This is a genomic window from Sagittula sp., assembly GCF_052825245.1.
Window position 1 is genome coordinate 183676 of sequence record NZ_JBRBWD010000014.1, and the last position, 19752, is coordinate 203427.

19 protein-coding genes are annotated in these 19752 nt (G+C 69.4%); 15 read left to right on the forward strand and 4 right to left on the reverse strand.

The window, feature by feature from the left end; all coding sequences use genetic code 11:
• Positions 1 to 22 precede the first annotated feature (22 nt).
• The 4 genes from ACU0DV_RS04510 (at position 23) to ACU0DV_RS04525 (ending at position 5168) form a co-directional block, all read left to right on the forward strand.
• Positions 23 to 874, forward strand: coding sequence for an N-acyl homoserine lactonase family protein (locus ACU0DV_RS04510; RefSeq protein ID WP_100927922.1), 852 nt, complete (start codon positions 23 to 25; stop codon positions 872 to 874).
• A 21-nt stretch (positions 875 to 895) separates the two neighbouring features.
• The gene (locus ACU0DV_RS04515; protein WP_446242497.1) at positions 896 to 2458 is read left to right on the forward strand and encodes an isochorismatase family protein; all 1563 of its coding nucleotides are present in this window, start codon (positions 896 to 898) and stop codon (positions 2456 to 2458) included.
• 386 nt (positions 2459 to 2844) lie between these two features.
• On the forward strand, positions 2845 to 4557 hold the full coding sequence (metG, locus tag ACU0DV_RS04520) for a methionine--tRNA ligase (RefSeq protein ID WP_446242498.1): 1713 nt from the start codon (positions 2845 to 2847) through the stop codon (positions 4555 to 4557).
• Positions 4558 to 4568: 11 nt separating this feature from the next.
• Entirely contained in the window at positions 4569 to 5168 is a 600-nt protein-coding gene (locus ACU0DV_RS04525; protein ID WP_100927925.1) for a hypothetical protein, read from the forward strand.
• Here ACU0DV_RS04525 and ACU0DV_RS04530 read toward each other — a convergent pair.
• Positions 5147 to 5371, reverse strand: a complete 225-nt coding sequence (locus tag ACU0DV_RS04530) for a hypothetical protein (RefSeq protein WP_100927926.1) — start codon at positions 5369 to 5371, stop codon at positions 5147 to 5149. The two genes, ACU0DV_RS04525 and ACU0DV_RS04530, sit on opposite strands and share 22 nt — an antisense overlap.
• A gap of 90 nt (positions 5372 to 5461) precedes the next feature.
• On the opposite strand from ACU0DV_RS04530, the gene ACU0DV_RS04535 reads away from it, so the two are divergent.
• The 5 genes from ACU0DV_RS04535 to catB all read left to right on the forward strand — a co-directional run bounded on the left by ACU0DV_RS04535 (position 5462) and on the right by catB (position 10188).
• Positions 5462 to 6280 carry a LysR family transcriptional regulator gene (locus ACU0DV_RS04535; protein ID WP_446242499.1) on the forward strand — a complete coding sequence of 273 codons (819 nt, stop codon included), beginning with the start codon at positions 5462 to 5464 and terminating at the stop codon, positions 6278 to 6280.
• 138 nt (positions 6281 to 6418) lie between these two features.
• A complete protein-coding gene (locus ACU0DV_RS04540; protein WP_446242500.1) occupies positions 6419 to 7729 on the forward strand; it encodes an MATE family efflux transporter in 1311 nt (436 codons plus the stop codon).
• 119 nt (positions 7730 to 7848) lie between these two features.
• On the forward strand, positions 7849 to 8208 hold the full coding sequence (locus ACU0DV_RS04545; RefSeq protein WP_100927929.1) for a c-type cytochrome: 360 nt from the start codon (positions 7849 to 7851) through the stop codon (positions 8206 to 8208).
• A 105-nt stretch (positions 8209 to 8313) separates the two neighbouring features.
• Positions 8314 to 9231, forward strand: a complete 918-nt coding sequence (gene truB / locus ACU0DV_RS04550) for a tRNA pseudouridine(55) synthase TruB (protein WP_100927930.1) — start codon at positions 8314 to 8316, stop codon at positions 9229 to 9231.
• Positions 9232 to 9552: 321 nt separating this feature from the next.
• A complete protein-coding gene (gene catB, locus ACU0DV_RS04555) occupies positions 9553 to 10188 on the forward strand; it encodes a type B chloramphenicol O-acetyltransferase (RefSeq protein ID WP_446242501.1) in 636 nt (211 codons plus the stop codon).
• A gap of 453 nt (positions 10189 to 10641) precedes the next feature.
• Here catB and ACU0DV_RS04560 read toward each other — a convergent pair whose 3' ends face one another.
• From ACU0DV_RS04560 to ACU0DV_RS04570, 3 genes are read right to left on the reverse strand one after another with little or no spacing between them, the layout of a single operon-like run.
• Complete coding sequence (locus tag ACU0DV_RS04560; RefSeq protein ID WP_446242502.1) at positions 10642 to 11463, reverse strand: alpha/beta fold hydrolase; 822 nt, start codon at positions 11461 to 11463, stop codon at positions 10642 to 10644.
• On the reverse strand, positions 11463 to 12137 hold the full coding sequence (locus tag ACU0DV_RS04565) for a haloacid dehalogenase type II (protein WP_283982283.1): 675 nt from the start codon (positions 12135 to 12137) through the stop codon (positions 11463 to 11465). The genes ACU0DV_RS04560 and ACU0DV_RS04565 overlap by 1 nt, the downstream gene beginning before the upstream one ends.
• A gap of 3 nt (positions 12138 to 12140) precedes the next feature.
• Entirely contained in the window at positions 12141 to 12959 is an 819-nt protein-coding gene (locus ACU0DV_RS04570) for an SDR family oxidoreductase (RefSeq protein ID WP_446242503.1), read from the reverse strand.
• Positions 12960 to 13171: 212 nt separating this feature from the next.
• Here ACU0DV_RS04570 and ACU0DV_RS04575 point away from each other — a divergent pair, with 212 nt between their 5' ends.
• The 6 genes from ACU0DV_RS04575 (at position 13172) to ACU0DV_RS04600 (ending at position 19527) form a co-directional block, all read left to right on the forward strand.
• Positions 13172 to 13600: an FKBP-type peptidyl-prolyl cis-trans isomerase gene (locus ACU0DV_RS04575; protein ID WP_100927935.1), complete on the forward strand. Its 429-nt coding sequence runs from the start codon at positions 13172 to 13174 to the stop codon at positions 13598 to 13600.
• A 617-nt stretch (positions 13601 to 14217) separates the two neighbouring features.
• Complete coding sequence (gene pcaD / locus ACU0DV_RS04580) at positions 14218 to 15003, forward strand: 3-oxoadipate enol-lactonase (RefSeq protein ID WP_446242504.1); 786 nt, start codon at positions 14218 to 14220, stop codon at positions 15001 to 15003.
• 25 nt (positions 15004 to 15028) lie between these two features.
• Complete coding sequence (locus ACU0DV_RS04585; protein ID WP_446242505.1) at positions 15029 to 15739, forward strand: alpha/beta fold hydrolase; 711 nt, start codon at positions 15029 to 15031, stop codon at positions 15737 to 15739.
• A gap of 66 nt (positions 15740 to 15805) precedes the next feature.
• Complete coding sequence (locus ACU0DV_RS04590) at positions 15806 to 17131, forward strand: class-II fumarase/aspartase family protein (RefSeq protein WP_446242506.1); 1326 nt, start codon at positions 15806 to 15808, stop codon at positions 17129 to 17131.
• Between the two features lie 3 nt (positions 17132 to 17134).
• Positions 17135 to 18340, forward strand: coding sequence for a TCR/Tet family MFS transporter (locus ACU0DV_RS04595; RefSeq protein WP_100927939.1), 1206 nt, complete (start codon positions 17135 to 17137; stop codon positions 18338 to 18340).
• A gap of 101 nt (positions 18341 to 18441) precedes the next feature.
• Complete coding sequence (locus ACU0DV_RS04600; protein ID WP_370311829.1) at positions 18442 to 19527, forward strand: Zn-dependent alcohol dehydrogenase; 1086 nt, start codon at positions 18442 to 18444, stop codon at positions 19525 to 19527.
• Positions 19528 to 19752: the final 225 nt, after the last annotated feature.

Here is a 19752-nt window from a genome sequence, read left to right on the forward strand (position 1 = left end):
AGACGATAAACGGGAGGACACGATGGGGCTGGAAATCAAGATACTCGACTACGGGGACATCGAACTGGAATCGAGCTTCCTCGTGCTCGGCCGCGACTGCGGGCGCGTGCGGCGGGTGCCGGTCTACGGCTTCCTGATCCTCGGCGGGATGTACCCGATCGTGGTGGACACCGGCTACCGCGACAACGCGATCATGGAAACGCTGGGCATGCGCGGCCTCCAGTTCCACGAGAACATGATCGAGCGGCAACTGGCCAACCACGGGGTCAAACCCGGCGACGTGCGCTACGTGCTGCACACCCACCTGCACATCGACCACGCGGGCAAGGACGACCACTTCCCGATGAACACCACCGTGGTCATCAACCGGCGCGAACTGGAATACTCCGTCTCCGGCCTGATGCACCCGCAGTACCCCAAGCCCGACATCATCCACCTTGTCGAACGGCTGCACCACCCGGGCGCGCTCAGGCTCGAGGATCTCGACATCTCCGGCCCGGTCGAACTGATCCCCGGCGTCTTCGTCGAGGCGGCGGGCGCCCATACCGAAGGGTCGATGAACGTGCATGTCGACACCGACGAGGGCCGCGCCACGATCTGCGGCGACGTGATCTACGATTTCAACGACCAGATCATCCAGCCCATGCGCACCTTCGGCCCCGAGGAATACCAGGTCACCGGCAACCACGGGAACACCAAGCGGCAGGAAAAGGGCGCGATCCGCAAGCTGATGTATTCCGGCGCGAAGTTCCTCCTGCCGATCCACGACAAACCGGCCAAGGTCGAACACGGGCGGGTCGTCGGGCGGATGGACATGTCGGTGCCCGGCCCCGTCAGCCAGACCGTGCCGCGCCGCGACTGGTTCCCCGCCTGATCCCGGCCAGAGGAGGACACCATGGCCCACGAAGCGCTCGACCCCGCCTTCCGCAAGCTGATCGACGAACACGCGCCGGTCCGGCAGCCCGGCTCGGGCTTCATCTTCACCGAAGGGCCGATCTGGCACCCGGTGGACCACTATCTGCTGTTCTCCGACATGCCGGGCGACGTGCGCCGCCGCATGGACCGCGCCGGCGTGCGCGAGGTCATGACCCCCTCCAACAAGGGCAACGGCATGACCTACGACGCGGACCTCAACCTGCTGGTCTGCGAACACAGCACTTCTTCCGTCGCGCGCTTCCGGCCCGACGGCACGCGCGAGGTGCTCGCCTCCCACTTCGAGGGACGGGAGCTGAATTCCCCCAACGACATCGTGGTGAAGTCCGACGGCTCCGTCTGGTTCACCGATCCGTGGTACGGCCGGATGCCCGGCTTCGGGGTGGAGCGTCCGCGCGATCTGGGCTGGCAGGGGGTCTTCCGCCTGCCGCCGAACCACCGCCCCGGCGACGACCCGCAACTGGTGGTGGACCGCTACCTCTTCACCATGCCCAACGGGCTCTGCTTCTCGCCCGACGAGACGCGGCTTTACATCAACGACACCGAACAGGCGAACATCCGGGTCTACGACGTGGGGCCGGGCGGCACGCTGACCAACGGCCGCGTCTTCGCCAGCGGCATCCGCGACAGCCTGAAGGAGGGCGTGCCGGACGGCATGAAGTGCGACGCCTCCGGCAACGTCTGGGTGACGGCGCCCGGCGGGCTCTGGGTCTACGAACCGGGCGGCAAGCTGATCGGCAAGGTCGCCATCCCCGAGAAACCCGCCAACCTGCACTGGGGCGGAGAGGACTGGCGCACGCTCTACGTCGCGGCCTCCACCAGCGTCTATGCCATCCCGGTCAAGGTCGGCCCGCGCAACGAACCCTTCATGCGGGCGCGGGGATCGTCCCGCCCCCCGGCCGCGCCCCAGGGGGACGACGCGCTCCGCCTCGACGCCTCGCGCTGCGCGCTGATCATCCAGGACATGCAGAACGACGTGGTGATCGAGGGCGGCGCCTTCGCCGCCTCCGGCAGCCCGCAGCACTGCCGCGACCAGAACGCCATCGCCAATATCGCCCGCCTCGCCGCGCGCTGCCGCGAGTTGGGCGTGCCGGTGATCCACGTGCATTTCCTCGTCCACCCCGGCGCGCCCGGCTTCACCCTGAACGCGCCGCTCTTCGAGGGGCTGCTGGACGAATCCGCCATGGTCCGGGGCACATGGGGCGCCCGCGCCGTGGACGGTCTGGAACCCCAGCCCGGCGATCACGTGGTGGAGAAGATGCGGATGAGCGCGTGGGAGGGCACCTCGCTCGAAACCGTGCTCAAGGCCGAGGGCCGCGACATCCTGATCGAAACCGGCGCCTGGACCAACATGTCGATCGAGCACACCGCCCGCACCGGCGCCGACAAGGGCTATGTCATGGTGATCCCGGAGGACGGCTGTTCCACCATGAACGCCGACTGGCACCGCGCCAGCATCGACTACGCGATGCAGAACGTGGCGCTGGTGACGAAGGTCGACGAGGTCATCGGCGCGCTGGCCTGACGGTCCGGGGCCGGCGGTCCGCATCGCCACCCCGGCCCCGCGCACCGCCGGACCGGCCGGGCGCCGCGATCCGCATGGCCCGCGCGCGTCGGACGTTCCACCGACATCCCGTCGGTCCCGGCCCTACGCATCACCGGACCGGCCCGCGGCCCTCTTCCGCATGCGCCGCCCGAGGCAACCGACCCGCCCGCCGGAACCACTCACGCCCGTCCCGCCGAACAAACCCGAGCAACAGCCACACCGCCCGACATGCGCTCCGAAAGCCCGCGTCCCCGCCCGCGCGACGCCCCGTAGGGTGCAGATTCTGCACCCCCCGATGGGTGACCACTGGCCACTGCCCCGCCACTCCGCTAAACCCGCGCTGACGTTCGCGAAGGAAGACGCATATGGCCCGCCATCTCATCACATCTGCCATTCCGTACATCAACGGCATCAAGCACCTGGGCAACCTCGTCGGCTCCCAGTTGCCCGCCGACCTCTATGCCCGCTACCTGCGCGCCCGTGGCCACGAAGTGCTGTATCTCTGCGCCACCGACGAACACGGCACCCCCGCCGAACTCGCCGCCGCCAAGGCGGGCAAGCCCGTGGCCGAATACTGCGCCGAGATGCACGAGGTGCAGTCGAAGATCGCCGAGGGCTTCCGCCTCTCCTTCGACCATTTCGGCCGCTCCTCCTCCGACGCCAACAAGCGGCTCACCCAGCATTTCGCCAAGGTGCTGGACGAACAGGGCCTGATCCGCGAAGTCTCCGAAACCCAGATGTATTCCAAGGCCGACGGCCGCTTCCTGCCCGACCGCTACATCGAGGGCACCTGCCCGAACTGCGGCTTCGACAGCGCGCGCGGCGACCAGTGCGACAACTGCACCAAGCAGCTCGACCCGGTCGACCTGATCAACCCGCATTCCACCATCTCCGGCTCCACCGACCTCGAGATGCGCGAGACCAAGCACCTCTACCTCCGCCAGTCCGCCATGAAGGACGAGCTGGAGAAATGGATCGACACCCGCGAGGGCTGGCCGGTGCTGACCACCTCCATCGCCAAGAAATGGCTCAACGACGGCGACGGCCTGCAGGACCGCGGCATCACCCGCGACCTCGACTGGGGCGTGCCGGTGCAGCGCGGCGACGAGCCCTGGCCGGGCATGGAGGGCAAGGTCTTCTACGTCTGGTTCGACGCGCCCATCGAATACATCGCCTGCGGGCAGGAATGGGTCGACGCGGGCAAGGGGACCGACTGGGAACGCTGGTGGCGCACCGACAAGGGCGCGGACGACGTGCGCTACACGCAGTTCATGGGCAAGGACAACGTGCCCTTCCACACGCTCTCCTTCCCGGTCACGATCCTCGGCTCGGGCGAGCCGTGGAAGCTCGTCGATTACATCAAGTCCTTCAACTACCTGAACTATGACGGCGGACAGTTCTCCACCTCGCGCGGGCGCGGCGTCTTCATGGACCAGGCGCTGGAAATCCTGCCCGCCGACTACTGGCGCTGGTGGCTGCTGTCGCACGTGCCGGAAACCTCCGACGCCGAGTTCACCTGGGAATCCTTCCAGTCCGGCGTGAACAAGGACCTCGCCGACGTGCTGGGCAACTTCGCCTCCCGCGTGACGAAGTTCTGCCGCTCCAAGTTCTCCGAGGCGGTGCCCGAAGGCGGCACCCGCGGCGCGGCCGAGGATAAGCTGGTCGCCGACATCACCGCGAAGGTGCGCGAGTACGAGACCCACATGGAGGCGATCGAGATCCGCAAGGCCGCCGCCGCCCTGCGCGCCGCCTGGGTGCTCGGCAACGAGTACCTGCAGGAGGTCGCGCCGTGGACCACCTTCAAGACCGATCCCGAACAGGCCGCGATGCAGATCCGCCTCGCGCTGAACCTGATCCGCCTCTACGCGGTGATTTCCCGCCCCTTCATCCCCGACGCCTGCGCCGACCTGCTGGCCGCCATGCAGACCGACGACGACAGCTGGCCGGTCGACGTGCCCGCCGCCCTTGAAACGTTGCCCGAAGGTCACACATTCACCGTGCCGGACGTCACCTTCCGCAAGATCACCGATGCGGAACGCGAAGATTGGCAGCAGCGTTTCGCTGGAACGCGGGCGTGAGGGAGGACCAATTGATCGTCACCACCATCGAGGATGCGCTGAAGCTTCTGCTTGATTGGGTCGGTCGTCCCGACATCGCCATCCCTGAGCGGGACACGACACCCGGCCAGTTGCCGTGGCTGAAGCCCGTGACCGAGGTGTCGGATGCGCTCGGGCCGGATGTGTTCCATTCCGGGCTGCCGCTGCTCCTGACGCAGGACCGGATCTTCCGCCCCGAAGAGCTGCACGCCAGCAGCAACGGCTACATCACCTTCATCGTCGAGAGCCAGGGCGCCTACAGCCTCGGCTACCGCCCCGATTTCCCGGAACGCCTGTTCGTCTCGGGCGACTGGGTGACGGGGTCCGAGGAAACCGTTCCCCCGGGCTGGCGCCGCCTCCAGATGACGCCGGAGGATGCGCTCATCATGACGGTGCTGATCAACGGCTTCTTCGGCCTGTCGGGTCAGCTCCGCACGCGGGACGAGCCCGATTTCAACACGCTGCCGCCCGAAACCGACGTGCGCGTCTGGCATCACCCGGCCATGGGGGCGCACTGGCCCGGTTTCTGGACCGACAGCGCCAGCAGCATGCTGCACTTCGGCGGTTTCGGTCAGACCCTGATGCGCGCCTGACAGCCGGTCGCGATGGCGCCGCCGTCCTCCGGCAGACCCGCGCCCCGCAGCTTCCGACGCCCGAACAGCGCCGCCCTGAACCGCAGCACCGCGCGCCTGCGCGCCCTGCGCCGATGGCTCTGTACCCGCGCGGCAAAGCCCGCGGCCTCGGCACTGGCGGCCGCGTCCGGCACGATCCGGAGGATGGGAAAAGGATGGGACATATCTCACTCCTGAAAGCCTGATGCGATCTGCGCCCAGACTCCCACGGCAATTTCCTTGAAAATACTGGCGATGCGCGCAAACTGACTTTCATGAATGAAAGTGCGCCCAGCCTCGACGATCTCGCGCTGTTCCTGCTCGTGGCGCAGCACGGCTCCCTCACTGCCGCCGCCAGACTCTCGGGCACGCCGCTCCCCACGCTCTCCCGCCGCATGACCGCGCTCGAGGCGCAGACCGGCCGTCCGCTCTTTCTGCGCGGCAAGGCGGGCTACGCGCTGACCGGCGAGGGCCGCGCGCTGGCGGCCGAGGTCGCCGACCTCTCCGCGCTCCGCCGCCGGGTCGACCGCTTCCTCGACAGCGACACCGGCCCGCGCCGGGTGCGCATCACCGCGGGCTTCTGGACCTCGCGCTTCCTCGCGCAGGCGCTGGCGCCCGACCCGACAGGTCACTGGGTGCCGGAGTTCCTGCCTTCGAACGCCGCCCTCGACCTCGCCCGCCGCGAGGCCGACATCGGCATCCGCAACCGCCCGCCCGATCACCCGTGGCTGGCGCGGCAACGGGCCCGGCCCATCCTTTATGCGGTCTACGGGCTGCCCGGCGCGCCGGACCGCTTCGTCACCCTGCCCGCCAGCGCCGACAAGCCGCCCTCCCAGCGCTGGGTCCACGACCACCACGCCGACCGCATCCTGACCACCGCCAGCGACAGCCGCCTCTGCCTCGACCTCGCGCTGAACGGTTTCGGGCGGATCGTGCTGCCCTGCTTCGCCGGAGACACCGAGCCGGGCCTCGACCGCCTGTCGGAGCCCATCGACGCGCTGACCCACGACGAATGGCTGGTCTCCCACCACGAGGCCCGCCACGATCCCCCGATCCGCGCCGCGCTCGACGCGCTCGCACAGGTGCTGTGCTGAGGGGCGAACGCCCCACGCGCAAACATTCTTGCCTTCGCATCCATTCGCGCCATCTGCGTCGCCATGGCAAACGGCAAGCGAAACCGCGATCTCACCTCCGGCCCCGTCTCCCGCGCACTCTGGCGGGTCTCCGCGCCGATGAGCATCGGCATCCTCGGCACCCTCTCCGTGGGCATCGCCGACAGCGCCTTCCTTGCCCGCGCGGGCACCGATTCGCTGACCGCCATCGGTTTCGTCTACCCGGTGATCGTCGCGCTGACCTCGCTCAGCATCGGCATGGGCGCGGGCACCTCCGCCGTGGTCAGCCAGGCCTTCGGGCGCAACGGCGACGACGACGCCTATGCCGCGCGCCTCGCCCTCCACGCGCTGATCGTCGCGGCGCTGCTGGGCCTCGTCACCGCCACGGCCTTCTACCTCTCCGCCCCCGCGATCTTCTCCCTCATGGGCGCCACCGACGCCGTCCGGGACGAGGCGCTGTCCTTCGTGCCGTGGTGGTGCGCCTCCTTCCCTTTCATGGTCGCCGCCATGGGGCTGAACGCCGTGTTCCGCGCGGGCGGCGAAAGCCACATCTCCGCCACCGTCATGGTCGCGCAGGCGCTCCTCAACATTGCGCTCGACCCGCTGTTCATCTTCGGCGCGGCCTTCATCCCCGCCATGGGGACCGAGGGCGCGGGCATCGCCACCTTCCTCGCCCGCACGCTGGGTTGTGTCGGGCTGGTGATCTTCTCGGTCCGCAGCGGGCGCCTGTCGATCAGCCGGACCTGCCTGAACGGCCTTGGCGAAAGCATGCGCGACATCGCCCGGATCGGCGGCCCCGCCGCGCTTTCCAACGCGATCAACCCGCTGGGCCTGTCGCTCGTCACCTCCGCCGCCGCGATGCTGGGCGATGCGGCCGTGGCGGGCTTCGGCGCCGCCACCCGCGTGCAGTCGCTGCTCTTCGTGCCGATGCTGGCGATGTCGGCGGGGATCGGCCCGGTCGTGGGGCAGGCCTGGGGGGCCGAGAAACACGACCGCGCCCGCGCCGCCACGCGGCTCACCTTCCTCGCCTGCACGGGTTACGGCGCGCTCTTGGCCGCCGTGCTGTCGGTCGCGGCGCCCACCCTCGCCCACCTGATGACCGACGGAGGCGAGGCCGCCGACCATGCCACCACCTACCTGCGCTGGGGCGCGACAGGCTTCTTCGGCTACGGCATCCTCGTGACCGCCAACGCCGCGATGAACGCCCGCGACCGGGCGCTCTGGTCCATGGGCCTCTCGGCCAGCCGCATCGCGCTGGTCTACGTGCCGCTCGCATGGCTGGGCGCCAGCGTGGCGGGCTTTGCGGGCATCGTCGGCGCCTTCGTGCTGTCGAACCTCTGGGCGGTGGCGGGCGCGCTCTGGCTCTGCAACCGCGCGGGCCTCTTGGACCTCTCCGGCCTGAAGGACACCCGCCTCTCCGGCACGACCTGACGGCCCGCCCGCCCGGCCACACGGCAACCGGCGATCACCCGCCGGACACGCGACCGCGCGGGAACGCCACCACCCCCTCGACGGTTTGTCTTCCAACGATCCCCAGAGGAGACACCGACATGAAACCGCATATCGCCGCCACCGCCCTCTTCCTCAGCGCCGCCCCCGCCGCCGCGCAGGACAACGAGGCCACGCTGGCGTTCAACAACCATTGCCGGACGTGCCATTCCCTCGACGAGGGCGACAACCGCCTCGGCCCCAACCTGTACGGCATCGTCGGGCGAGAGGCCGGCAGCCTCGAGGACTACGGCTATTCCGACGCCCTCGCCCGCGCCGATTTCGCCTGGGACGCCGAAACCCTCGACGCCTTCATCGAGGACCCCGACGCCGTCGTCCCCGGCCACAACATGAAGCCCTTCTCCGGCATCGCCGAGGCAGAGACCCGCGCCACCATCGTCGAGGCGCTCTCCGACGGCTGACGCCCGCAGCGGACCACCTGCAAGACCACGGCCCGCGCGCGCCCCGCGATTGACAGGGCGCGGCGCGCTTGCTACCCGGCGCGCCTTACCGCGAAAGGGCAGCACATGGCACGCAAGCGCAAGGGCCGGGACATTTCCGGCTGGCTGATCGTCGACAAACCGGCGGGCATCACGTCCACCGCCGTCGTGAACAAGGTCCGCTGGGCGCTGGAAGCGAAGAAGGCGGGCCATGCCGGCACGCTCGACCCGGAGGCGACGGGCCTTCTGGCCGTGGCCTTGGGCGAGGCGACAAAGACCGTGCCCTACATCACCGACGCGACGAAGGCCTACGCCTTCACCATCCGGCTCGGGCAGGCGACCAACACCGACGACACCGAGGGCGAGGTCACAGCCGAAAGCGATCTCCGCCCCTCGGACGACGAGATCAAGGAGGCGCTGCACGGCTTCGTCGGAGAGATCATGCAGGTCCCGCCGCAGTTCTCGGCGGTGAAGATCGACGGCGAACGCGCCTACAAGCGCGCCCGCGACGGCGAGGAGATGGAGATCGCCGCCCGCCCCCTCTGGGTCGAGGAGCTGGTGCTGACCGACCGCCCCGACGCCGACACCGCCGTGCTGGAAATGACCTGCGGCAAGGGCGGCTACGTCCGCTCCATCGCGCGCGACCTGGGCCAGACGCTCGGCTGCCATGCCCACGTGCTGACGCTGCGCCGCCTCTGGTCCGGACCCTTCGACCTCGAAAACGCCGTGACGCTGGACCAGATCGACGCAGAGGCCCGCACCCCCGCCCTAGACGCCCGGCTCCTGCCGGTCGAGGCGGGGCTGGCCGACCTTCCCGAACTGAAAGCCACCGCCGAGGGCGCGACGCGCCTCAGGAACGGCAACCCGGGCATGGTCCTTGCGGCGGGGGGCATCGAATACGGCGACGAAGCCTGGGCCAGCCACGACGGCCGTCCGGTCGCCGTGGGCCGCTACAAGGCCGGCGAACTCCACCCCGTCCGCGTCTTCAACCTGCCCGACGCCTGACCCCCTGCCGAAAAGACTGCGCCGAAACGCCTTGGCGCGCGTCATCCCGGCGCGCGCGAGCGCCGCAAAACGAGCTGCGCCCCCCTTCGCCGCAACAGACGCAGCGCCCCCTTGCCACAGCGCCACGCCGTCCGGCTTGCGTCCGGTCGCCGTTTCCGTATCCTTCACACGAATTGGACAGGGACATACGCCCGATGAAATCTGCGGACCGAACCATCTGAATCCGTCCCCGCGCTGAAGCCCGGGGAAATTGCGCGCCGCCCTCAGCGGTAGCGCTGGTTTTGCATGTGCGCACACATGCCGATCATTCAGAGGTCCCAGATGAAAAACCACTTCGAAAGCCCTTTCCGGGGCATCACGCTGGACAAGCAGGTCACCAATCCGAACATCCTTGTCGGACGGTTCAGCTACTATTCAGGCTACTATCACGGCCACAGCTTCGACGACTGCGCCCGCTACCTCCTGCCGGACGAGGGCGTCGACCGCCTCCTGATCGGCAGCTTCTGCTCCATCGGATCGGGCGCCGCCTTCATCATGGCGGGCAACCAGGGCCACAGGAGCGACTGGGTCAGCACGTTTCCCTTCTACTGGATGTCAGACGTGCCGGCCTTTGCGGGCGCCGAAAACGGCTACCGTCCGGCCGGTGACACGGTCATCGGAAACGACGTCTGGATCGGGTCCGAAGCCATCGTCATGCCCGGTGTCAGGATCGGCGACGGCGCGGTGATCGGCACGCGCGCCGTGGTGACGCGGGATGTCGCCCCCTACGCCATCGTCGGCGGAAACCCGGCCCGGGAAATCCGCAAGAGGTTCGACGATGCCCGCATCGCCCTCCTGCTCGAACTCCAATGGTGGGCATGGACGGAAGACCAGTTGCATCAGGCGATGCCCCTCCTCACCAGCGGCGACATCGAAGCTCTGCACGCCCACTGGAGCACGCATATCCGCAACCGCTAGACCGAAGCGCCCGCCATCGATCCGGTGGCGGGCGTCCAACCGTCCGCAATGCGCATGAAGCCCTCTCGCACTCGGCGCCCATACTCTGCGTGCACATCCCCATGTCATGCCAAGGGCAATGCCCCGGCGCCCGTCCCCTAGGGGCCAGACCGGGCGAATGCGACCTGCCGAACGAAAGCACGGTGCGCGCCGAAACGAACAGCCCAGGCCACCGCCCCGGCCCAACGCCACGCGCGCCCCCGCGCTCCGGTCGGGGCGGCGGGGTGGGCGGGTGGGCGACGGCCCGAGCGGGGCACGGGGGCGCGTCTCACGGGGCCCACACCCCTGAACCACGTCTGCGACGCCTCCCGCTGCCGGGTCCCGCCATGCGGCAGCTACACCGGCGTCACGCGCTGCCAACCGCAGAACACTCAGCCAGCCCGCGCATCCACCGGCGCTCATGCCCTTCCCGGATCAGCGCAGCATCCGGATCCAGCGGTGCAGCGCGTCCAGCGCCTCCGGTTCGTCGAGGAAGGGGATGTGCCCCCGCCCCTTCACCTCCACCGCGATCATGTCCGGGCGCCGCGCCTTCATCTCCTCGAAGGTCTCGCGCGACAGCAGGTCGGAGTTCTCGCCCCGCAGCGCACAAAGCGGCAACCCCTTGAAGGCGTCGAAGAACGGCCAGAGGTCGGCCACCGGCTGCGCCCCGCCGACCAGCACCGCCTCGCGCAGGCCCGGGTCGTAGGTCAGGCCGAGCCCGTCCTCCTCCTGCACGAAGATCCGCTCCGCCTCCTCCAGCCAGCGGCTCTCCGGCACGCCGACGAAGCCGGTCATCAGCTCCGCCCGCCGCGCCGCGACCTCCGCCAGCGTCTTCTGCGGCGGCCTGCGCCCGAGATAGCCCTTGATGACCTCAAGCCCGGCATCCGCGATCTCCGGCCCGATGTCGTTCAGCGCCACGCCCATCAGCCGGTCCTTCACCGTCGCGGCCAGCCCCATGGCGATCAGCCCCCCGCGCGAGGTGCCCAGCACGGCGGCCTGCTTCAGCCCGAGGTGATCCAGCAGCTCGACCGTGTCGCGCCCCTCCACCGGGATCGTGTAGGTCGACCAGTCCGCCCAGCCCGACTGCCCCCGCCCGCGATAGTCCGGGCGGATCAGCCGCACGCCCTCCAGGTGCGGCGCCACGAAATCGAAATCCCGCCCGTCGCGTGTCAGCCCCGCAAGGCAGACCAGGGGCACGCCCTCGCCCTCGTCGCGGTAGAAGATCTCCACCCCGTCGGACGTCGTGAAATTCGCCATCACACCCTCTCCGGTATCGTCGTCAGATCCTTCATCACATGGTCGGGCGAAGCCATCAGCCGGTCCATCGGCAAATCGCCGCGGTTCACCCAGACCGTCTCGAAGCCGTAGGCCGCCGCCCCCGCCGCGTCCCAGCCGTTCGACGACACGAACAGCACCTCGCCCGGCGCCACGCCAAAGGCCGTGCCAACCATGTCATAGACCGCGCGGGCGGGCTTGAAGACCCGGACCGCCTCCACCGACAGCACCTCGTCGAGGTAGAGCCCCACGCCCGAGGACTCGACCGCCCCCTCCAGCATGTCGCGGCTGCCGTTCGACAGGATCGCCGTCGCGACGCCCTTCGCCTTCAGCGCCGCCAGCATGAAGGGCACCTCGCGGTAGGCGGGCAGTTCCCAGTAGACCGCCAGCAGGCGCTCGCGCAGTTCCGGGTCGTCCAGCCCCGCACGCTCCATCGCCCAGTCGAGCCCGTCCATCGTCAGGGTCCAGAACGGCACGTAATCGCCCGTCACGGCCCTCAGCCACGAATACTCGAGCTGCTTGCGCCGCCAGTCCTCCGCCACCTGTCCCCAGACCGCCGCCAGGGCCTCGCGCCCCGGCTCCTCGGCCACGACACGCGCCGCGGCGGCCACGTCGAAGAGCGTGCCGTAGGCGTCGAACACCACAACCTTCGCCATCCCTCAGCGCTCCAGCCAGGCCTTGAAGGCCGCGTCGTAATCGCCGTGCCAGCGCGACAGCGGCGGGCGGTTCTCCACGATGTCGCCCGCGGCCCAGAGGATGCGCTTCTCGTCCGTCGCCCGGTCCACGTCGTTGTCGGGGCAGAGGATGTAGAAATCGTCACGGTCCAGCGCCGCCATCAGGAAGTCCACAAGCTGCTCCGGTGTCCAGGCGCCGGCGGGCTTCTCCGTCCGGCCCTGCCGCGTCAGCCCGGTCCAGACGAAACCCGGGATCAGCAGCCGCGCCTCCACGCGGCAGCCCTCGCGCCCGCGCAGATCGTGCTGCACGGCTTCGGCAAAGGCCTTCACCCCGGCCTTCGCGGCGTTGTAGGCCGGGTCGCCCGGCGGCGTGGTGATGCCCTGCTTCGACCCGGTCATGACGATCAGCCCCGGCGCGCCGCTGGCGATCATCGCAGGCGCCAGCACCTGTACCGTGTGCACCAGCCCCATCAGGTTGACGTCGATCACCCGGTTCCATGTGCCGCGCTCGTCGAAGACGTCCGATCCGGGCTGGATCGCGGCATTGGCGAACAGCGCGGAAACCGGGCCAAGCTCGCGCTCCACCCGCACCTTCAGCGCCTCCAGCGCCGCGCGGTCGGTCACGTCCACGGCCACGCCCAGCGCGCCGGTCTCCGCCGCCGCCCGCTCCAGCGCCGGGCCGGGCAGGTCGGCAATCGCCACCTTCATGCCCAGCGCCACCAGCCGCCCCACGATCTCCAGCCCGATGCCCGAGGCCCCGCCCGTCACCACCGCCACGTTGTCCTTCGCCAAGACCGGATGCATGGCAAAACTCCCTTTCTCCGCGGGTCCGGCAGGCGCGGCAAAGCGCCCCGGACCCGGCATTTCCGTCGCCCCGACAGTAGGGCGCACACCCGGTTCTGACCACCGGGTTTGCATCGCGGGCCATGAATCATTATCTTTAGGCATGAGCATGCGAGCCACCCGGGACGCCCCGGCCTCGCCAAACCCGTTTCCAAGACATCAGAGGTACACACATGACGCAGGTCAAAACCGGCGACACAGTTCAATTGCATTACACCGGAACGCTGGCGGACGGCGCCACCTTCGACAGCTCGCGCGGGCGCGATCCGCTACAGTTCGAAGTGGGCTCCGGCCAGATCATCCCCGGCCTCGACAAGGCCCTGCCCGGCATGACCGTGGGCGAGCAGAAGAAGCTGACGATCCCGGCGGACGAAGCCTACGGCCAGCCCGATCCGAACGCGATGCAGGCCGTGCCGCGCTCCGAAATCCCCGCAGAGATCCCGCTCGACCTCGGCACCCAACTGCAGGTCCAGACCCCGCAGGGTCAGGTCATGCCGGTGACGGTCGTCGAAGTGAACGAGGAACAGGTCACCCTCGACGCCAACCACCCGCTGGCCGGCAAGGACCTGACCTTCGACATCGAAGTCGTGGGCATCGCCTGAACGGCGGCCACGGACGCCCCGTTCCGGCGGGGTGCCGGCCTCCAGTGCCCGAGACCACACACACGGCCCCGCAGCCCCGCGCTGCGGGGCCGTCTTGTTCTCCCGCCCGCACCCGCCGATCCCGGCCGTCGCCCTGCCCCTGCCGGGCAGCGGCTTGGAGGGTGGGCCGCTGAAGCCCGCAGGGGCTTCAGTCGGGGCGCCCGGAAAGCTGCCCGCCGCAACACGACGCGACCGGCGCCGAAGGCAGCCGCCACGACCGCACGACCGACGGGCACGCACGGGAATGCCCCTCGCCCCCGCCCGACCACCGGGCGTTCCAGGGTCGCCCCCCCCGTCGCAGCCCGCTTTCCCGCCTTCCTTAACGCCCTTCGTGAACGGAAATTAACCAACCTTGCCAACCGGCCGGAAAGGCCCCCCGAACCGGCCGGTTCGCCCCATAACATCCGGTTAACGCCGCTCCGGCCCGGCGTCGGCTTGTGGCCCGCGCCCCGGCCAACCCCAAGATATGGACCGCGCCGCGCCACCGGACGCACCGTTAACCCGCCACGGGCCCTTGTCCGCAACACCTTCCGCAGGTCGTCAACCAAGGTTAAACAGGGGGCACACAGGAGGCCCCAATGCAGACAGTCCAGCTCGGCGACACCCGTATCCACTATGCCCTGACCGGCCCGGAGGACGGCACCCCCGTCGTCTTCGCCAACTCGCTCGGCACCGACTTCCGGCTCTGGGACGAGATCCTGCCGATGCTGCCCGACAACCTGCGAATCCTGCGCTTCGACAAGCGCGGACACGGCCTCTCCGACACGCCCAAGGGCCCTTATTCCATGGGCGCGCTGATCACCGACACCGAACGCCTGATGGACCACCTCGGGCTGAAGGACACGATCTTCGTGGGCCTCTCCATCGGCGGCATGATCGCGCAGGGACTGGCCGCCAAGCGCCTCGATCTGGTGCGCGCCATGGTGCTTTCGAACACCGCCGCCAAGATCGGCACCCGCGACATGTGGGCCGAACGCATCGCCAATGTCGAAAAGGCCGGCCTCGCCGACATCGTCGACCCAACTATGGACCGCTGGTTCTCCAAACCCTTCCACCAGACCGAGGAATTTCCAGCTTGGCGCAACATGTTCCTGCGCACCCCGGCCGAAGGCTGGACGGGCTGCGCCGCGGCCATCTCCGGCACCGATTTCATCAGTTCCACCAGCGGGTTGCGCCTGCCGACGCTGGCCATTGCCGGGTCGGAGGACGGCTCCACCCCGCCCGATCTGGTGTTCGAAACCGCCGACCTGATCCCCGGCAGCCAGAAGCACCTGATCCGCAATGCGGGCCACCTGCCCAGCGTCGAGCAGCCCGAGGAATACGCCCGCGTTCTCACCGGTTTCCTGAAAGCCCAGGGCGCATGACCGGCATGACAGGACAATCCGCCTGATGGCCCGCTTCCTGCTGATCCACGGCGCGGCCCACGGGGCATGGTGCTGGCGTGACGTGATCCCGGCGCTCGAGGCGCTGGGACACGAGGCCCGCGCCATCGACCTGCCCGGCCACGGCGACGACCCCACCCCGATCGAGGAGACCACGCTCCACGACTTCGGGCAGGCCATCGTCGACGCGCTGACCGAACCCACCGTGGTCGTCGGCCACTCCATGGGCGGCTACTCGATCACCCAGGCCGCCGAGATCGACCCGGCCAACATCCGGCGCCTCGTCTACCTCTGCGCCTACACACCCTGGCCGGGGCACAGCCTCGCGCAGATGCGGATGCAGGCGGACGAACAGCCGCTGGTGCCGCTGATCCGCCTCTCGGACACCAAGCTCAGCTTCACCTTCGACCTCTCCGCGAGCACCGGCAACTTCTACCACGACTGCCCGCCCGGCACCGACGCCTACGCACTGCCCCGTCTGTGTGCCGAATCCACCGCGGCCTCCGGCACGGCCATCGCCCTGTCGCAAAAGTCGCAGGCCCTGCCGCGCAGCTACATCGTCTGCACCGATGACCGCGCCATCCCCCCGGATTTCCAACGGAAAATGGCCGAACGCTTCGCCCCCGAAGACGTGTTTTCGTTGCAAAGCTCCCACTCTCCGTTCTTCTCCATGCCGGGGGACCTTGCGTCTCTGCTTCACAAAATCGTTGCAATGTGACAGAGACCCCGGACTTCGGATGCCGCCACGCAAACCTGCGGCGCACGGAGGACAAAGGAACACGACATGCCCGCAACGCCCTTCGACAGCGCCCACCTGTCCGGTCTTTTCCCGACCGGTGAAACCTCGCGGCTGTTCTCCGACAGCGCCGAGGTCCGGGCCATGATGCTGGTCGAGGGCGCACTGGCGCAGGTGCAGGGCGCCGCGGGCGTGATCCCCGAGACCGCCGCCGCCGCGATCCACCGCGCATCGCTCGAATGCCAGGTCGACCCCGTGGGACTGGCCAAGGCCACGGCGCAGAACGGAGTGATGACACCCGCACTAGTCGCCGCCTTCCGCGAGGCGATGATGGCCCCCGAGCATGCGCAGTACCTGCATTGGGGCGCGACGTCGCAGGACATCCAGGACACCGGGCTGATGCTGCGGCTGAGGCAGGCGCTGGCGCTGCAGGAGGACCGGCTGAAGGCCACGCTGATAGGGCTTGCAAAGCTTGCAGGCGATCACGCCGAGACGCCCATGGCCGCCCGCACCTACGGCCAGCACGCAACGCCCACCGCCTTCGGCGCGCAGGTCGCGCAATGGGGCTGGCCGCTGCTGACCGCGCTCGAGGACCTGCCCCGCGTGCGCGCCCAGCTTTTCGTGTCCCTGTCCGGCGCGGCAGGCACCGCATCCGCCCTCGGCCCCGATCCCGTGGCCCTGCGTGCCGCGCTGGCCGAAAAGCTGGGCCTGAACGATCCCGGCCACGCCTGGCACACCGATCGCACGCCCGTGCTGACCATCGCCGGGTGGTTCGCCCGCACCGCACTGGCCGCGGGCAAGATGGGTGAGGACCTCGTGCTCGCCACCCAGTCCGGCATATCCGAGGTCCGCCTCGGCGGCGCCGGGGCCTCATCCACCATGCCGCAGAAACAGAACCCGGTTGCGCCCTCCGCCATGGTTGCGCTGGCCCGCCACGTGCAGGGCCTGTCCGCCACTCTGGACGGCGCGGCCCTGCACCGTCAGCAGCGCGACGGCGCCGCGTGGTTCACCGAATGGCTGACCCTGCCGCAGCTGGTGCTGGCAGCGTCCGCCGCGTTGACACTTATGCAAGACTTGTCAGAGACACTCTCTCCCGACACGAGCGCCATGCAGACGACGCTCGACGCCACCGGCGGCCTCCTGATCGCAGAGGCACTCTCCTTCGCCCTGACCGACCGGATGCCCCGGCCACAGGCGCAGGCCGCCGTCAAGGACCTCATCAAATCGGCCCAAGCCTCCGGCACGCCGCTGACCGACGCGGCCCGCGCGGAATGGCCCGACCTGCCGGCGGACCTCTTCGACGCGACCCGCCAGCTCGGGACCGCCCCGTCCGAGGCCCGCGCCTTTGCCGCTGCCGTGACAAAGGCGATCTGACCCTTGCGCCTGCCCGTCCTCTTCCTCCTCATCACCGTGGCCATCGACGCCATGGGCATCGGCCTGATCCTCCCGGTCATGCCGGACCTGATCGAGGAAGTCTCCGGCCGCGGCCTCTCCGGCGCGGCGCTTTGGGGCGGGGTCCTGGGCACGGTCTTCGCGGCGATGCAGTTCCTGTTTGCGCCGCTTCTGGGCGCGCTGTCTGACACCTACGGGCGCAAACCCATCCTGCTGGGCACGCTGGCGCTGATGGTCGTGGACTATGCGGTGATGGGCATGACCCACAGCCTCGTGGTGCTGCTGATCGCCCGGATCATCGGCGGCTTCGCCTCTGCCACGCATTCCACCGCCTTCGCCGCCATGGCCGACCTCTCCCCGCCGGAGAAACGCTCCGCCGCCTTCGGGCTGATCGGCGCGGCCTTCGGGCTGGGCTTCGTCCTCGGCCCCACCATCGGCGGCCTGCTCGGAGAGTTCGGGACCCGCGCGCCCTTCTGGGCCGCCGCCGTTCTGGCCGCGCTCAACACGATCCTCGGCCTGCTCGCCTTCCCCGAGACCATCAAGCCGGAGAACCGCCGCCGCTTCCGCCTGCGCGAGGCCAACCCGTTCAGCGCCTTTCTCATCATGACGCGCGTGCCGGGCATCCGCCGCGGGCTGGCGATCATGTTCCTCTACCACGTGGCCTTCGCGGTCTATCCGTCCGTCTGGGCGTTCTTCGGCCATGCGCAGTTCGGCTGGTCCAGCGCGATCATCGGCACCACGCTGGGCGCCTTCGGCCTGTCCTTCGCCTTCGTGCAGGCCGGGGTGATCCGGCTCCTGCTCAGGCGGTTCGGAGAATCGGGGACGGTGGTCTTCGGCCTCCTGTGCGCCGCCATCGCCTACGCGCTGATCCCCTTCCTCGACAACACCCGCACGGTGCTGGCGCTGATCCCGCTCGCGGCACTCGGCGGCACCTTCGGCCCGGCGATGCAGGGCATGATGAGCCAGAGCCTCGGCGACGACCGGCAGGGGGCGCTGCAGGGCCTGCTGACCTCAACCGCCGCGCTGGCCGCCGCCGTCTCGCCGATCATGATGACCTCCGTCTTCGCCGCCTTCACGGCGCCGGAACGGGCCGATCCCTTCCCCGGCGCGCCCTTCCTCGTGTCGCTCGGGCTGATCGTCGTGGCGCTGACGCTGTTCCTCACCCGCGCGCCCAGACACGCGGTCGCCTGAAAACCCCGGCCTCATTCGCCCTTCTGCCACCCCCATGTCGTTTTCCGGCTTGAACCCCGGGACGAGGCGGTGAACCCTCCGGGGAAAACAGGGAGACTGGGATGACACGCATCCGCGCGGCGGTCTGCACCGCCTTCAACGCGCCTCTGACGATCGAGGACCTCGATCTGCGCGCCCCCGGAACCGGCGAGATCGAGGTCACGCTGGAGGCGGTCGCCATCTGCCATTCCGACATCTCCTACGCCGACGGCGCATGGGGCGGCGACCTTCCGGCCGTCTACGGCCACGAGGCCTCCGGCCGCATCACCGCGCTCGGCGATGGCGTGAAGGGCCTCTCCGAAGGGGACCGGGTCGTGGTCACGCTGATCCGTTCCTGCGGGGCCTGCGTGAACTGCAACTCCGGCAAACCGACGATCTGCGAGAACCAGGGCGGACGCCCCTCGCCCCTGTCCCGCCCCGACGGCACCCCGGTCGTGCAGGCGATGAACTGCGGCGCCTTCGCCGAGCGCGTCGTCGTCGATCAGAGCCAGGTCGTGCCCCTCCCCGAAACCCTGCCCGCCGAGGGCGTCTGCCTCCTGGCCTGCGGCGTCATCACCGGCATAGGCGCGGTGGTCAACGCCGGCCGCCTGCGCGCCGGAGAGGACGTGGTCGTGATCGGCGCCGGCGGCGTCGGCCTGAACGCCATCCAGGGCGCCCGCATCGCCGGCGCCCGCCGCATCGTCGCCGTCGACATGTCGGAGGCCAAGCTGGAGATCGCCCGCGAATTCGGCGCCACCGACGCGGTGCTGGGCACGTCGAAGGCCCCGTGGAAAGCCGCGTTGAAGGCCCTCGGAAAGGGCGCCGACGTGGTCGCCGTGACCGTCGGCGCCATCCCCGCCTACGAACAGGCGATGCGCTACCTCGGCTGGGGCGGACGCATGGTCATGGTCGGCATGCCCCACACCGGCGCCATGGCGCAGTACGAACCAGTCGTGCCCGCCTACACCGGCCAGCAGATGATCGGCTCCAAGATGGGCGACGTGGTGATCCGCCGCGACATCCCCTGGATGGCCGACCTCTACCGCCAGGGCCGCCTCAAGCTCGACGAACTGGTCTCCGGGCGCTGGTCCCTCGACCAGATCAACGAGGCCATCGCCGACACCAAAACCGGCGGCGCCCGCCGCAACGTCATCCTCTTCGACACCTGACCCCACACAGGTCACGCGCGCCCCGCCCCTTCATCTTGGCAGAAATACCTCGGAGGGGGTCCGGGGGAGGCAGCGCCTCTCCCGGCCGGTCGGGTCGCGGGACGCGGCCCGAAACCATGCAGGAGCACAGCCCATGATCCTCAAGGACCTCGACATCATCGTCACCGCCCCGCCGCACCCCGGCTGGGGGGGCCGCTACTGGATCCTCGTCAAGCTCACCACGGA

Bases quoted from the DNA above. Each gene is read 5' to 3' on its own strand.
- ACU0DV_RS04510 (WP_100927922.1), top strand. From the start codon at position 23: ATGGGGCTGGAAATCAAGATACTCGACTACGGGGACATCGAACTGGAA.
- ACU0DV_RS04515 (WP_446242497.1), top strand. From the start codon at position 896: ATGGCCCACGAAGCGCTCGACCCCGCCTTCCGCAAGCTGATCGACGAA.
- metG (WP_446242498.1), top strand. From the start codon at position 2,845: ATGGCCCGCCATCTCATCACATCTGCCATTCCGTACATCAACGGCATC.
- ACU0DV_RS04530 (WP_100927926.1), bottom strand. From the start codon at position 5,371: ATGTCCCATCCTTTTCCCATCCTCCGGATCGTGCCGGACGCGGCCGCC.
- ACU0DV_RS04535 (WP_446242499.1), top strand. From the start codon at position 5,462: ATGAATGAAAGTGCGCCCAGCCTCGACGATCTCGCGCTGTTCCTGCTC.
- ACU0DV_RS04540 (WP_446242500.1), top strand. From the start codon at position 6,419: ATGAGCATCGGCATCCTCGGCACCCTCTCCGTGGGCATCGCCGACAGC.
- ACU0DV_RS04545 (WP_100927929.1), top strand. From the start codon at position 7,849: ATGAAACCGCATATCGCCGCCACCGCCCTCTTCCTCAGCGCCGCCCCC.
- truB (WP_100927930.1), top strand. From the start codon at position 8,314: ATGGCACGCAAGCGCAAGGGCCGGGACATTTCCGGCTGGCTGATCGTC.
- catB (WP_446242501.1), top strand. From the start codon at position 9,553: ATGAAAAACCACTTCGAAAGCCCTTTCCGGGGCATCACGCTGGACAAG.
- ACU0DV_RS04560 (WP_446242502.1), bottom strand. From the start codon at position 11,463: ATGGCGAATTTCACGACGTCCGACGGGGTGGAGATCTTCTACCGCGAC.
- ACU0DV_RS04565 (WP_283982283.1), bottom strand. From the start codon at position 12,137: ATGGCGAAGGTTGTGGTGTTCGACGCCTACGGCACGCTCTTCGACGTG.
- ACU0DV_RS04570 (WP_446242503.1), bottom strand. From the start codon at position 12,959: ATGCATCCGGTCTTGGCGAAGGACAACGTGGCGGTGGTGACGGGCGGG.
- ACU0DV_RS04575 (WP_100927935.1), top strand. From the start codon at position 13,172: ATGACGCAGGTCAAAACCGGCGACACAGTTCAATTGCATTACACCGGA.
- pcaD (WP_446242504.1), top strand. From the start codon at position 14,218: ATGCAGACAGTCCAGCTCGGCGACACCCGTATCCACTATGCCCTGACC.
- ACU0DV_RS04585 (WP_446242505.1), top strand. From the start codon at position 15,029: ATGGCCCGCTTCCTGCTGATCCACGGCGCGGCCCACGGGGCATGGTGC.
- ACU0DV_RS04590 (WP_446242506.1), top strand. From the start codon at position 15,806: ATGCCCGCAACGCCCTTCGACAGCGCCCACCTGTCCGGTCTTTTCCCG.
- ACU0DV_RS04600 (WP_370311829.1), top strand. From the start codon at position 18,442: ATGACACGCATCCGCGCGGCGGTCTGCACCGCCTTCAACGCGCCTCTG.